Source organism: Amycolatopsis kentuckyensis, from assembly GCF_002155975.1.
Classification (GTDB): Bacteria; Actinomycetota; Actinomycetes; order Mycobacteriales; family Pseudonocardiaceae; genus Amycolatopsis; species Amycolatopsis kentuckyensis.
Genome location: NZ_MUMI01000159.1, coordinates 1 through 12,818, shown reverse-complemented (window position 1 = coordinate 12,818; position 12,818 = coordinate 1). Strand labels below are relative to the sequence as shown.

General features: G+C 73.1%; 15 protein-coding genes and 1 pseudogene. 8 read left to right on the top strand and 8 right to left on the bottom strand.

Annotated elements, in window-relative coordinates; translation table 11 throughout:
• The coding region (locus tag CCN39_RS16610; protein ID WP_086842973.1) for a histidine kinase dimerization/phospho-acceptor domain-containing protein at positions 1-1,097 on the bottom strand (1,097 nt) is incomplete at its 3' end.
• Entirely contained in the window at positions 1,094-1,780 is a 687-nt protein-coding gene (locus tag CCN39_RS16605) for a response regulator (RefSeq protein ID WP_086842972.1), read from the bottom strand. The genes CCN39_RS16610 and CCN39_RS16605, both read right to left, overlap by 4 nt.
• Positions 1,781-1,896: 116 nt before the next feature.
• Here CCN39_RS16605 and CCN39_RS16600 point away from each other — a divergent pair, with 116 nt between their 5' ends.
• Both CCN39_RS16600 and CCN39_RS16595 read left to right on the top strand, forming a co-directional pair.
• The gene (locus CCN39_RS16600) at positions 1,897-2,793 is read left to right on the top strand and encodes a phosphatase PAP2 family protein (RefSeq protein ID WP_086842971.1); all 897 of its coding nucleotides are present in this window, start codon (positions 1,897-1,899) and stop codon (positions 2,791-2,793) included.
• Between the two features lie 82 nt (positions 2,794-2,875).
• Positions 2,876-4,249: a pyridoxal phosphate-dependent decarboxylase family protein gene (locus CCN39_RS16595; protein WP_086842969.1), complete on the top strand. Its 1,374-nt coding sequence runs from the start codon at positions 2,876-2,878 to the stop codon at positions 4,247-4,249.
• On the opposite strand, the gene CCN39_RS16590 is transcribed toward CCN39_RS16595, so the two are convergent.
• Positions 4,246-5,871 carry a thiamine pyrophosphate-dependent enzyme gene (locus CCN39_RS16590; protein ID WP_086842967.1) on the bottom strand — a complete coding sequence of 542 codons (1,626 nt, stop codon included), beginning with the start codon at positions 5,869-5,871 and terminating at the stop codon, positions 4,246-4,248. The genes CCN39_RS16595 and CCN39_RS16590 overlap by 4 nt on opposite strands.
• 30 nt (positions 5,872-5,901) lie before the next feature.
• Between CCN39_RS16590 and CCN39_RS16585 the strand changes: the two genes are divergently transcribed.
• Together CCN39_RS16585 and CCN39_RS16580 are read left to right on the top strand one after the other, a co-directional pair.
• Entirely contained in the window at positions 5,902-6,576 is a 675-nt protein-coding gene (locus tag CCN39_RS16585) for a GntR family transcriptional regulator (protein ID WP_086842965.1), read from the top strand.
• Between the two features lie 49 nt (positions 6,577-6,625).
• The gene (locus CCN39_RS16580; RefSeq protein ID WP_086842963.1) at positions 6,626-7,471 is read left to right on the top strand and encodes an alpha/beta fold hydrolase; all 846 of its coding nucleotides are present in this window, start codon (positions 6,626-6,628) and stop codon (positions 7,469-7,471) included.
• Here CCN39_RS16580 and CCN39_RS16575 read toward each other — a convergent pair.
• Together CCN39_RS16575 and CCN39_RS51745 are read right to left on the bottom strand one after the other, a co-directional pair.
• Positions 7,445-8,449, bottom strand: a complete 1,005-nt coding sequence (locus CCN39_RS16575; RefSeq protein WP_086842979.1) for a pirin family protein — start codon at positions 8,447-8,449, stop codon at positions 7,445-7,447. The genes CCN39_RS16580 and CCN39_RS16575 overlap by 27 nt on opposite strands.
• Before the next feature lie 211 nt (positions 8,450-8,660).
• Positions 8,661-8,996, bottom strand: coding sequence for a hypothetical protein (locus tag CCN39_RS51745; protein WP_244210816.1), 336 nt, complete (start codon positions 8,994-8,996; stop codon positions 8,661-8,663).
• Between the two features lie 77 nt (positions 8,997-9,073).
• On the opposite strand from CCN39_RS51745, the gene CCN39_RS16565 reads away from it, so the two are divergent.
• Positions 9,074-9,283 carry a hypothetical protein gene (locus tag CCN39_RS16565; protein WP_086842961.1) on the top strand — a complete coding sequence of 70 codons (210 nt, stop codon included), beginning with the start codon at positions 9,074-9,076 and terminating at the stop codon, positions 9,281-9,283.
• A 34-nt stretch (positions 9,284-9,317) separates the two neighbouring features.
• Here CCN39_RS16565 and CCN39_RS16560 read toward each other — a convergent pair whose 3' ends face one another.
• A complete protein-coding gene (locus tag CCN39_RS16560) occupies positions 9,318-10,079 on the bottom strand; it encodes a GntR family transcriptional regulator (protein ID WP_086842959.1) in 762 nt (253 codons plus the stop codon).
• Positions 10,080-10,175: 96 nt separating this feature from the next.
• Between CCN39_RS16560 and CCN39_RS16555 the strand changes: the two genes are divergently transcribed.
• From CCN39_RS16555 to CCN39_RS16545, 3 genes are all read left to right on the top strand, one after another.
• Entirely contained in the window at positions 10,176-10,421 is a 246-nt protein-coding gene (locus CCN39_RS16555) for a hypothetical protein (protein WP_244210818.1), read from the top strand.
• Positions 10,418-11,209, top strand: coding sequence for an SAM-dependent methyltransferase (locus CCN39_RS16550; RefSeq protein WP_086842956.1), 792 nt, complete (start codon positions 10,418-10,420; stop codon positions 11,207-11,209). Before CCN39_RS16555 ends, CCN39_RS16550 begins: the two co-directional genes overlap by 4 nt.
• A gap of 173 nt (positions 11,210-11,382) precedes the next feature.
• Positions 11,383-11,607: a hypothetical protein gene (locus tag CCN39_RS16545; protein ID WP_143264057.1), complete on the top strand. Its 225-nt coding sequence runs from the start codon at positions 11,383-11,385 to the stop codon at positions 11,605-11,607.
• Between the two features lie 69 nt (positions 11,608-11,676).
• Here CCN39_RS16545 and CCN39_RS16540 read toward each other — a convergent pair whose 3' ends face one another.
• Together CCN39_RS16540 and CCN39_RS16535 are read right to left on the bottom strand one after the other, a co-directional pair.
• A complete protein-coding gene (locus tag CCN39_RS16540) occupies positions 11,677-12,006 on the bottom strand; it encodes a hypothetical protein (RefSeq protein ID WP_086842952.1) in 330 nt (109 codons plus the stop codon).
• 2 nt (positions 12,007-12,008) lie between these two features.
• Positions 12,009-12,818, bottom strand: a pseudogene (locus tag CCN39_RS16535) (hypothetical protein); the annotation flags it as partial.

Here is a 12,818-nt window from a genome sequence, read left to right as displayed (position 1 = left end):
TCGAGCCGCCGCCGGTCGAGCCGTGCGGTGATCCCGGACGGCAGGTCGGCGGCCAGCTCGGCGCCGGGTTCCCAGCCCCGCGCGGCGAGGGTCTCGCCGATCGCCGCGGCGACGTCCAGCTCCTCCCGGCGCAGTTCGGCCCGGCCGGCGTCGAACCGGGAGATCTCGATCAGGTCCTGCACCAGCCGGGTCAGCCGCCGCGTTTCGGCCGACACCAGCCGCGCCGCGACCGCGGTGTCGGGCGGCAGCTGGTCGGCGTCCTCGTCGAGGACGTCGGTGACCGCGTTCATCGCCGCCAGCGGGGTCCGCAGCTCGTGGGAGACGTCGGCGACGAACCGCCGCGCGTCGGCCTCCATCGCCCGCAGGGTGCTCACCGTGCGCTCCAGCTCCGCGGCGGTGTGGTTGAACGTCGTGACCAGCTGCGCGAGTTCGTCGGACCCCTTCGCGCGCAGCCGCACGTCCAGCCGGCCGCGGCCGAGCTGGCTCGCCGCGGTGTTCAGCGCGCGGACCGGCCGCAGCACCTGCCGCGCCGCGAGCAGCGCGACCCCGACCGCGAACGGCAGGACGAGCGCCGAGTACAGCCAGGCGTTGCGGGCCAGCTCGTCGATCGCCTCCTGCTGGTCGGTCAGCCGCGTCATCGCGTAGACCTCGAGGCCGCTCGGCCGGCCGCTGCCGGTCTGCACCGGGACGCCGACGAAGAACAGCGGGAAGCCCTGGACGTCGACGCGCTGGAACTGGATGCTGGTGGTCGTGGCCACGGCCTGGCGCAGGTCGGCGGGCACGTCGTCGATCGACAGGCTCGACGACGAGTGCAGCTCGCGGTAGACGACGAGCGCGTTGCTGGACTTGAGAGCCGTCGCGAACGAGTCGAGCGTGGCCTGCGACGGCGGCAGCGAGATGGTGGGCAGGTACGCGGCGATCTGGTCGCGCAGCTTCAGCATGGTCTGGTCCTGGACGCCTTCCAGGATGGCCCGGCGCGCGAAGACGTAACTCGCGCCGGCCGCGGTGGTGGCGCCGAGGATCATGATGACCGCGAAGGCGGCGACCAGCCGGGGCCGCAGGCCGGCGAGCCACGACCGGATCCGCGGTGCGGTCACGACCGGCCGAACCGGTAGCCGAACCCCCGGACCGTCTGCACGTACTCCGGTTTGGCCGGCACGTCCTCGATCTTCGCGCGCAGCCGCTGCACGCAGGCGTCAACGAGCCGGGAGTCCCCGAGGTAGTCGTGGTCCCACACGGCGGAGAGGATCTGCTGGCGGCTGTACACCTGCCCGGGGGTGCGCGAAAGCTCCAGCAGCAGCTTGAGCTCGGTCGGGGTCAGTGACACCGGCGCGCCGCGCTTGGTCACCTCGAGCGCGGACCGGTCGATGACGAGGTCGCCGTGCCGTTCCTCGGCCGCCGGCCCGCTCGGCTGGTCGGCGGCCGACCGGCGCAGGACCGCCCGGATCCGCGCGTCGAGCACCCGCGGCTCGACCGGCTTGGCGACGTAGTCGTCCGCGCCCGCTTCGAGCCCGGCCACGACGTCGAAGTCGTCGCTGCGCGCGGTGAGCATGATGATCGGGATCGGGCCGGACGCCCGCATCCGGCGGCAGGTCTCGAAGCCGTCCATGCCGGGCAGCATCAGGTCGAGCACGACGATGTCGGGCCGGTGGTGCACGAGCACCTCGATGCCGAGCTCGCCGGATTCCGCGGTGCGCACCACGTGTCCCTGCCTGCGCAGGGCCAGCTGCAGGCCTTCCCGCACCGCCGCGTCGTCCTCTACCACCAGTACCTCGGCCACGGCGCCATTATTCGGAAAAGCGCACGTCATGGCGACCCGGGCGGATCTTGTAGCAAAACCATGACATCGTGCTGACGGGATCCCGAAGACCGCGTTCCAGACTCGGGGACATGGCAGTGATCCTCACCGACGCACCCTCCGCGATCCGCCCGGCCGGCCCCGCGCTCGTGACCCGGGCCGTGTCTCGCACGGCGATCCTCCTCGCCGGCGCGGCCGGGTTCGCCCTCGCGTTCGTCGCGGCCTACCTCCTCTTCGTCCGCACGGAGGCCGGCCGCGGCGTCGAGAACGGCGTCGTCCGCAGTGCGCAGTCCGCTGGAGCCGCGGTGGACTGGGCGGACCCGCTGCGGCAGGCCGACCTGGTGGTGGTGCTCGGCGGGGTGGCGGTGCTGATCGTGGCGATCGCCGTGGTGCGGCGGCGGCTGGCCCTCGGCGTGCTCGCGCTGGTGCTGCTGGCCGCACCCCTGGTGGTGGCGCAGCTGCTCAAGCTGTACGTCCTGGAGCGCCCGAGCACCGGCGACCGCTTCGGCGTGGCGAGCCACAACAGCTTCCCGAGCGGGCACGTCAGCGCGGCGATGGCCGTGCTCGTCGCGCTCGCGATCGTCCTGCCCCGCCGGTTCCGGCGGACGGCACTGGTGACGGGCGGAATCGGCGTCGCCTGGGTCTCGGCGGCGGCGGTGGCACTGGGCTGGCACCGGTTGAGCGACACCGTCGGCGGCTGCTTGCTGGTCGCCGCGGTCACCTGCGCCGGGGCGGCGGTGGTGTCCGCCCGCCGCCCCGACGGTGACCGGGTACCGCTCGTGCCGGTGCTGACGGGCTTCCTGGCGCCCTCGGCACTGGTGCTGGCCGGCTACGCGGTGCTGGCGACGGCCACGTCGGGAGCGGCCCAGTTCGTGGCGGCGCTGGTGCTGGCGGCGCTGTCGTCGATGGCGGTGGTGCTGCTGCTGACGGGCCCGCTGCGCCGGGTGGCGTTCGACCCGGCCGAGACCCGCGTCCGCCGCCTCCGCCGCGCGTGATGCCCGCCTGGTCACGCGAGCGGGCCAGTTTCGGGGGATTGGCCCGCGACAGCGGGACGGCACCGCGCCTAGCGTCGGCGAGATGGACCCGAGGCTCGCCGATGACCTGCACTCCCTGCCCGATCTCCTCGACACCGCAAGCAAGTTCGCGAGCGAGGCACTCGCCGGCCTGGATGAGCGCGCAGCCGCCGTCCCGCCCGTGGCCGCCGACCCGGCGCGCCTGCCGCTCGAAGGCGCCGGCGCGCGCGGAGCCCTGGACGAGTTCGCCCGGCGCTGGGAACCGGGCTTCGCCGCCGGTGCCGGCCCGCGGTACCTCGGCTTCGTGACCGGCGGCGCGACCCCGGCCGCCCTGGCCGGCGACTGGCTGACCGCCGCCTACGACCAGAATCCGGCCAGCGGAATGGACTCCTCGGCGCAGGACCTCGAGCGCGAGACCGTCGGCTGGCTGGCCGAACTGTTCGGGCTGGGCCCGGAGTTCTCCGGCGCGTTCGTCACCGGCGCCACGATGTCCACGGTGACCGGCCTGGCCATCGCCCGCGAGTGGCTCGGCGAGCGGGCCGGGGTGACCGTCTCGACCGACGGCGCCGCCGCGCTCGGTCCCGTCACGGTGCTGTCCGGTTCGCCGCACTCGAGCGTCTCGAAAGCGTTGTCGTTCCTCGGGATGGGCCGTTCCGCGCTGCGGAAGGTGCCAGTGCTTCCGGGCCGCGAAGCCGTCGACGTCGCGAAGCTCGCCGAAGCGCTCGAGACGCTCGACGGACCCGCCGTCGTCGTCGCGAACGCCGGGACGGTCAACACCGTCGACTTCGACGACCTGCGCGCGATCGCCGACCTCAAGCGGCGGTACGACTTCTGGCTGCACGTCGACGCCGCGTTCGGCGGGTTCGCCGCGCTGGCCCCGGAGCACGCGGCGCTCACCGCGGGCCTCGACCGGGCCGATTCGGTGGTCGTCGACCTGCACAAGTGGCTCAACGTGCCCTACGACTCGGCCGTCCAGTTCACCCGCCGCCGCGACCTGCAGCTGCGCGTGTTCAGCAACGACGCGGCCTACCTCGGCGAAATCGGGGAGACGCCGGACTTCCTGCACCTCACACCGGAGAACTCCCGGCGGCTGCGCGCGCTCCCGGCCTGGTTCTCGCTCGTGGCGTACGGCCGCGCCGGGCACCGCGAGATCGTCGAGCGCTGCGTCGCGCTGGCCCGCGACCTGGGCGCGCGGATCGACGGCTCGCCGCACTGGCAGCTCCTCGCGCCGGTGCGGCTCAACGTCGTCTGCTTCACCCCGGCTGCCGAACGGGACATCGATGCCCTCGTGCGTGCCATCGCCGAGGACGGGACCACGTTCCTGACGCCGACGGTGTACGACGGCCGCCCGGCGTTGCGCGCCGCCTTCAGCAACTGGCGGACGACCGCGGCCGACGTCGAGCGGGTGTTCGCCGTACTGGAGCGCCTGGCCGGCTAGCTGCGGTCCGACTTCGGCATCAGGTACTTCCACGGCGACGCGCCGACGCCGAGTTCGCACGGCACGTGCACCAGCGCCGGCCGGCCCGCGGCGAACGCCTTGTCCAGCGCGCCGCGCAGGTCCTCCGGGGTGCGCGCGGTGAGGCCGAGCGCGCCGAACGTCTCGGCGAGCCGGGCGAAGTCCGGGTTCCCCAGCCGCCCGCCCAGCGCGCGGCCCTCGAACAGCCGCTCCTGGTCGAGGTGGACGTTGCCGTAGTAGCCGTTGTCGAACACCACCGCGACCACGTTGAGTCCATATTGGACGGCGGTGGCGAGTTCCTGCGCGGCGAACATGAAGCCGCCGTCGCCGGCCACCGAGACCACCGGGCGCCCGGGGAAGGCGGCTTGCACGCCGAGCGCCGTCGGGTAGCCGAAGCCGAGCGTGCCCTGGTGGCCGCAGGTGACGAAGGTGCGCGGGGCGTAGACGTCGAAGCCGAAGTAGGACGCGAAGCCGACCTGGCAGATCTCTTCGACGAAGAAGCCGTCGCGCGGGAGCACGTCCCGGATCGCCCGGAGGTACTCCAGCTCCGGCCCGACGTCGGTGACGCGCTCGGCCACGGCGGCCTTCAGCGCGGTGAACTCGGCCGTCCGGTCCGTCCGTTGTGGACCGACGGCTTCGGCGAGCGCGGCCGTGGCGTCGGCGGCGTCGGCGACGATCGCGACGTCCGCCTCGAGCCGGGTCGCCTGCCGCGGGTCGAGGTCGAGCAGGATCGTCTTGAGGCCGGCGGGCCGCTCCGGCCAGCGGAACCAGGACAACTCCATCCGCGAGCCGATGCCGACCACGACGTCGGTCTCGGGCCACCGTTCGAAGCCGGAGACGCAGGTGAAGCCGAGCGGGTGGTCGTCACCCACGACGCCGCGCCCGCCGCGGAACGGCACCACCGGCGCCTGCAGCCGCTCGGCCAGCGCCCGGACCTCCGCGGCGGCGTGGCGCGCACCCCCGCCCACCATGATCATCGGGTGCTTCGCGGAGCGCAGCAGGTCCGCGGCCTGCTCCACGGCGACCGGGTCGACGGCCGGGCGGGGCAGCGGAAGCGGGCCGGCGACGTCGGCCGGGGCGCGCAGGCCCAGCACGTCCCACGGCACCGCCAGCGAGACCGGCCGGGGCCGCCCGCCCGCCGCTTCGCGGAACGCCGTCGCCAGCGCGTCCGGGACCGCCGCCGGGTGCTCGGCCAGCGCCGACCACTTGGTGATCGAGCGCAGGGTCGCCAGCTGGTCGGGCATTTCGTGCAGGTGGCCGAGCCCGCGGCCGAGGTACGCGCGCGGGATCTCGCTCGTGAGGCACACGACGGGTGCGCTCGCCCCGTACGCCGAGAGCAGCGCGGCCGACGCGTTGAGGACGCCGGGGCCGGGGACCACGGTGCAGACGCCGGGGCGGCCGGTCGCCTGGGCGTACCCGAACGCCATGTAGGCGACGGTCTGCTCGTGCCGGGCGCCGATCACGCGAATCTCGTCGTTCGCGCGGGCGAGGCTGTCGAACAGGTCGTAGGTCTGCACGCCGGGCAGGCCGAAAACGGTGTCGACGCCGTGGGCCCGCAGCCCGCCGACGATCAGGTCGGCCGCGGTCGGGATCGCTGGGGACATCGGGGCGGGCCTCCTGTAGGTCGTTCGTATATGGTTTCCTACATGATCGGCGCGTCCGCGGGAAGGCCCGTCACCAAGTCACAGCTGGCCTACGAGACGATCAAGGCCCGGATCCTCGACGGGCGCTACGGCCCCGGCTACCGCCTGGTGCTCGACCAGATCGGCCGCGAACTCGACGTCAGCGCGGTGCCGGTCCGCGAAGCCCTGCGCCGGCTGGAGGCCGAAGAACTGATCGAGTTCGAGCGGAACGTCGGCGCCCGGGTGGTGGCCATCGACCCGGTCGCGTACCAGCACGCGATGCAGACGGTGGCGATCGTCGAGGGCGCGGCCACCGGCCTCGCCGCGCCGCTGCTGACGGCCGAGGCGCTGGGCCGGGCCCGCGCGCTCAACGACCGGATGCGCCGCAGCCTCGCCGAGTTCGACCCGGTGGCGTTCACCGCGCTGAACGCGGAGTTCCACGAGGTGCTGTTCGGCGCCTGCCCCAACCCCCACCTGGTCGACCTGGTCCAGCGCTGCTGGACCAGGCTGGCGGCGGTCCGCGACAGCACGTTCACGTCGGTGCCCGGGCGGGCGCCGGAGTCGGTCGAGGAGCACGACCGGCTGCTCGCCCTGATCGAGGGCGGGGGCGAGCCGGAGGAGGTCGAGCGGTTCGCGCGGGGCCACCGGATGGCGACGCTGGAGGCCTATCTCGCGCGGGAGCGGTGAGGCGGCCGGGTCGCTTGTTCCCCCGGTCCGGAGCTGACAGGGTCGGGGTGTGCCGATCTTCTCCGCGCCGGACGGAACCGCGCTCGCCGTCCACCTCTCCGGTTCCGGTGCCGAGCCGCCGGTGGTGTGCCTGCCGGGCGGCCCGATGCGGGCCGGTGCCTATCTCGGCGATCTCGGCGGCCTGACCACCCGGCGCCGCACCGCGGTCCTGGACCTGCGGGGAACCGGCGACTCGGAAGCGCCCGCCGACCCCGCCACCTACCGCTGCGACCGGCAGATCGAGGACGTCGAGGCCCTGCGCAAGCACCTCGGCCTCGACCGCTTCGACCTCCTCGGGCATTCGGCCGGGGCGAGCCTGGCCGTCCGGTACGCGGCCCGGTACCCGCAGCGCCTGAGCCGGCTCGCCCTGATCACGCCGAGCCCGCGGGCCGTCGGCTTCGACGTACCGGCCGACGAACGCCGGCGCATCATGGCCCGGCGGGCCGGCGCGCCCTGGTTCGCCGCCGCGGCCGCCGCCTACGAGTCGATCGCCGCGAAGACCGCGACCAGCGCCGACTGGGCCGCCTTCGCCCCGTTCTACTACGGCCGCTGGGACGCGGCGGCCCGGCAGCACCAGGCCGGCGAACCCGGCCAGCGCAACGGCGCGGCCGCGCGGATCTACAACGCCGCGGGCGCCTTCGAGCCCGAGACGACCCGCGCCGCGCTCGCCGCCGTCACCGCTCCGGTGCTCGTGCTGGCCGGCGAGCTGGACTGGATCGCCAGCCCTGCCGTCGCGGACCGCTTCGCCGCGCTGTTTCCTTATGGCCGCGCGGTGGTGCTACCCGGGACCGCGCACTACCCGTGGCTGGACGACGCGTCCGCCTTCGTGTCAGCTGTGGGCGGTTTCCTGGCCTGAGCCCGGGTTCCGGCGGGGTTTGATCCGCACGGCCGGCAGCGCGGGGGCCGGCAGGCGCTCGCCCGGGTAGCCCGTCACTTCGCCGAACTGGTCCGACCCCGCTTGCCAGGCTTCGCGGTACGCGGCGATCTCCTCGTGGGTGCGGCCGACGAAGTTCCACCACATCAGGATCTCTTCGCCGAACGGGGTGCCGCCCAGCAGCAGGAACCGGGCCGGCTCGGTGCCGCGGTTGCTCAAGGTCAGGGAGCGCACGCCGGTGCCGACGTAACCCAGCTCCGCCGCGCGCACGCGGGTGCCGGCCACGACGACGTCGCCGGTGTCGACGAGGACGCCGTGCTCGAAGCCGGGATCCACGCCGAGCGACATGTGGGCGTCCGGGCCCAGCACGACTTCCGCACCCAGCAGCGGCGTGAACGTCGGGATCGGCGACGTCCGGCCGGCCAGCGAGCCGAGGAACACGCGGATCTCCGCGCCTTCGATCCGGTTCACCGAAGGGACGTAGTGGTCGAACGCCCGCGCGGTGTGCCGGTGCCGTTCGGGCAGGGCCACCCAGAGCTGCACGCCGTGCAGCGTCTTCGTGGCGGCGGTCGAGACCTCCGAGTGGCAGATGCCGTGCCCGCCGGTCATCAGGTTCAGCTCGCCGGGCCGGACCATCGCGTGCGTGCCGAGGCTGTCGCGGTGTTCGATCTCGCCGGAGAACAGCCAGCTGACGGTCTGCAACCCGGTGTGCGGGTGCGGGGCGACGTCCATCGCCCCGGGCCCGGCGACCTCGTCGGGCCCGTAGTGGTCGGCGAAGCACCACGCGCCGATCAGCGACCGCGACCGCTGGGGGAGCGTGCGCCGGACCCGCATGGCGCGCGGACCACCGAGCGGCACCTCGCGCGGAGTGAGGATCTCGACGTCCGGCCGCTCGGGATCGGCGGCCGCGGGCCGATCGCCACAGGCGAGTTCGGCGGGGGCGGCCTCGGTGTTGCTCATGCCGGCCACGGTAGTCGCGACGGCGGTGGTGGCGCCGGTGGGCGGGTCACGCCGGGCGGGATCGGCCCCGCCAGACGGGCCCAGCGCACTCGTCGAGACCGAGCGCCGACCGGCCCGCTCCGACCGCATTCCCGCGCGGCCGGTGCGCCGCGGCCGGTCCGTTTCGATCGCGGCGTTCTCGCGCAGCCGATCCGTCCCGCACCCAGAGCCGCTAAGCCCCGACCGGCGCGAACTCCGCGGCCCGGCGCCCCACCCGGACCGCCGTCCCGGCGAACCGCCCGTAGACCGCGGCCAGCACCCCGAGATCCACCGCACCACCGACCCCCAGCGGCCACGCACGGCCGTCCACCCAGGCCCGCACCTCCCGCTCGGCCGCCCCCACCAGCGCGACCGCGTCACCGAGCGGCGTCCCGTCGCCACCGACCAGCGCTGCCCGCAAAGCCCGTGCTGCCGCCACCGCGTGCCCACCCAGCCGTCCCACCGCGGGCCGCACCTCCGACGGCACCGGCTCCCGCGCCTCGGCGACCTCCCGCGCAAGACCACCCATCCGAGTGAACTCCGGGGTGAACTGTGTCTGACCTGCACCGCCGCTCCACCGCGTGGGGCAGATCTGGGGCAGACAGCATGTCGATCATTCGCCGCACCACCACCCTGCTGGGGCTGATGCTGCTGATCAACGTCGCGAGTTACAGCGTCGGCAGCAAAGCCGTCGTCGCCGCGGTCGCCGGTGCGGCTCTGGTTTGCGCGCTCGCGCACTACGGCCACCAGGCCGTGACGCTCGCCTGGGCGCAGCGGATTCAGTCGCTCGAGCAGCACAAGACCCCGGGAGCGTAGGTGCTGCCAGGGACCTTGTGCCGGCATCCCGTGCTCAGTCGGCAGGCCACTCGTACGACAGCTCGTACCGGTCGCCAGCGAGCACCATGTCGTTCATCTCGAGCGGCCGGCCGTCGATCCCGTAGGCGACGCGGGTCACCGTGATCACGGGAACGCCTTCGGCCAGCTGGAGCAGCGAGGCCTCGTCCGGCTTCGGCATTCGGGCGCCGACGTGTTCGACGAAGTTGCCGAGCGTGTACCCGGCCTCCTCAAGACGCGCATATGCGCCGCCTGGCCCGGTGTTGACCTCCTCGATGGCGGTGCCGCGCGTGATCTCGCGCGGTAGGCGCGACACCGCAAGTTGAACCACCAGCCCATCGGCGCGCATCACCCGGTCTCTCACGGTGACCTCGGCGCCCTCGTCGATCGCGAGGTGTGCGGCGGTTCGGGCGTCGGCTTCCTCGAAGCGGATCTTGACCGACGACGATGCCGTGAAGCCGCGAGCGGCAGCATCGGCAAGGAACGCTCCGCGGTTCCGATCACGTGCCTCGCGGGAGAGACGCGACCGGGCGATCCGCTGAATGCTGGCCGGCGGGCGCACGAACACCCCGCGACCGTGCTCTGACGTGACGAGTCCCTCTGACCTCAGGACGTTGATTGCATCGCGGACGGTCGGGCGGGAGACGGCGTAGTTGTCGACCAATTCCCGCTCGCTCGGCAGTTGCTCGCCGGGCGCGTAGTCGCCATCGGCGATCTTCTGCCGAAGGTCAGCAGCGACCTGCTTGAACGCGGGGACACCGCTTCTGCGATCCACCATGCGCGAAATTGTTGCACTGGTCAGCTTGTCTTGACCAGTTGCGGGCCCCGAGGTAACGTCAAGCCACATGTTCTTACAAGTGAACGCAGAGTGACGATGCTGGGGGCGACGATGGCCGATGAAGGCTGGCGGTTCGTGCGCGCATTTCGGACCAAGGACGAGAACGGGAAGCCCACCGACCTCGTGGTCGGTCTCGTTGAGGTTCGGGGTGGACGTGTCGAACCCGCCATCAAGATCGACGGCAAGACGGCGTTAATTCCTCTTGAAGACATCGGCAGCGCCCTTCCCGAGGTGTTGCGTCGCACGCTCGCGGAGTGGTGGAAGCGCGAGGGCGGCCGATGATCGTGGACGCCACCTCGTACGCCATCCAGAGTCGCGCGCGGCTGTGGAACGCCATGCTCGAGGGTAACGAGGCGTACGAGACCGACCGGTTTCTGCTCGCACACCTGCTCCACGTCGCGCCGGACATCCGACGGATCGCCCTGAACGAGCGCAGCTTCATCCACCGATTCTGGCGGTTCGTCACTGGCATTCGCGGGATTAGCCAGGTCGTGCACGTCGGCGCCCCCCTCGCCGCCGGTGCGCCGCCGCACCGCGAGCTCGCCTGCCCCGGCCGGGTCGTGTACGTCGAAGGCGACGAGCTGCTCGCGGCGAAGGGTGCCGCGTGGCTAGCCGACCGGTACGCCGACGTCGTCTTCATCGACCCGGCCGACCCGGCAGGCGTGGTCGACGCGGTAAGCGGCCGCATCGACTGGGATGAGCCGGTTGCGGTCATCGCGCCGAACTTCCTTCACTGGCTCGACGAGGGCCGGGCCCGCACGTGGGTAATCGAGGTCGCCGAGCAACTCGTGGAAGGCTCATTCCTTGCGGCGACTCATCTCCGCGACCCCGAACTGCCTGAACTCGTGGTCTTGATCGAACGGCTGATCAACCTCCTCGATGGCCGCGTCGGCGCTGGATTCTTCCGCCGCCACGCCAAGATCGAAAGCCTGTTCCCGGGCATGGCACTGGAACACCCCGGCGTGATACCCGCGGTGGACTGGTGGCCGAACGGACCACGCCTCGACAAGCCGAGCCCCGCCGACCAACTCCTGGCCGGGGTCGTCGCCACCATTCCTCGCGTCACCTGATCAGCCTGGCCACCGCAGTGACCCCGACCCTGCGGTGGCCGGGTGTCGACTCCGCCCGCCGCGCTAGCCCCCCTACGCGCGGCGGGCGGACCTATTCGATCCAGGGCCGGCGTAACGCCGAACGTGATCGACACGACGAGGTTCGGGAAGCCACTTCCATGAGGAGCGCCCGCATGTACCGCTTCCGCCGGCCGGACTGGTTCGCGTTGAACGAGCCACGCCACTACTTGATCCTGCTTGGAATCCTGGCGGCGGTGGGCCTCGTGATTGGCGGTGTTCGCTGGACGATGACCGCGCCACAGCAGGCTCGTCAAGAACAAGAGCAGCAGCGTCAGCACCAGCAGGCGGAGGACTTCGCTCGCTACCTGGACGCATGCCACGCTGATCGGACGTGCTGAGCATCCCCTGAGCAGCGCGAAAGCGGCCCCTCGCACCAGCAAGGTGCGAGGGGCCGCTTCGTGGGTTCGCTACGCGAGGGCGGGGTGGATGGTCACGACCTCGGTGCCGACGGCGGGGAACGTCTGCGGGCCGCCCGGCCAGGTCCCGCGGGCCTCGATCTTCATCTCGCCCGGGTTGGCGGTGTCTCCGGCCGCCCAGGCACGGGTCAGCACCGCGACGTTCGGGGTGGCGTCGCTGATCGCGACGTCGCCGGGGTCGAGGACGGTGTTGAACACCACGACGCCGTTGAGCGACCCAACGACCCGCCACGCGGTGACGTCGCGGAAGTCCGCGACGGGGTCGGAGACGGTGAGCACCAGCGCGGGCTCCAGGTCGCCGACCTTCATGTCCATCGGCACGGTCAGGCCTCCTCGGTGATGGTGAGTCGCGCCTGGTTCGGCGCGATGCTGGCGGTGGCGCGGTTCGCCGCGGCGGTGAGGCCGGCCGGGTTCGGGCGGATGGTCAGCCGCGGGTTGGCCGCCGGCGTCCACACCACCGGTGCTACGGCACCAGCCAGCGGGACAGGCTGGAACACCCCGCCCCGGGCGGGCAGGGCCGGGCGGCGGGCCCGCGGCCGCGTCGGTGTCCAGGTGGTCGGCGCGGTGGGCGCTGGCGGCGGTACGGGGGCGAAGAACTCCCCGCGCCGGGTGATGACGAGCGTCCGCCGCGGCCGGGCGGTCCGTGGCGGCACGCCGGGCGTCGAGGGCACGAGCAGGAATTCGCCGCGGCGGATCAGCAGCGACCGCGCCCGGGTGGCCCGCGCAGGGCGGGGAACGAACGCGGGGGTGAGGGGCTGCTGTGGTGTCGGCACCGGCGTGGCGAACTCGCCTCGCCGGGTGGGCAGGTGCGTGCGCCGCGTCTGCCTCAGGGTGCGCGGCGGCAGCGGGCCGGGCCCAGCGGGCACCGGGAACGGGACCGGAAGGAACTCGCCACGCCGTGCCGGGAGCTGCGGCCGCCTGGCCTGCCGCGCGAGAGCGGGCGGTAGCGGGCCGGGGCCCGCGGTGGCCACGGCCCGCGGCACGGTGAAGAACTCGCCGCGGCGGGCGAGCAGCGACGGGCGGCGCCGCCCCACCGGCGGGGGTGGTGCCTGAGGCAGCGCGAGGATGGGCAGGAATCGGCCCCGCCGCACCACCGCGCCGACAGCACGCCGGCGCTGCACCGGGCGCGGTGG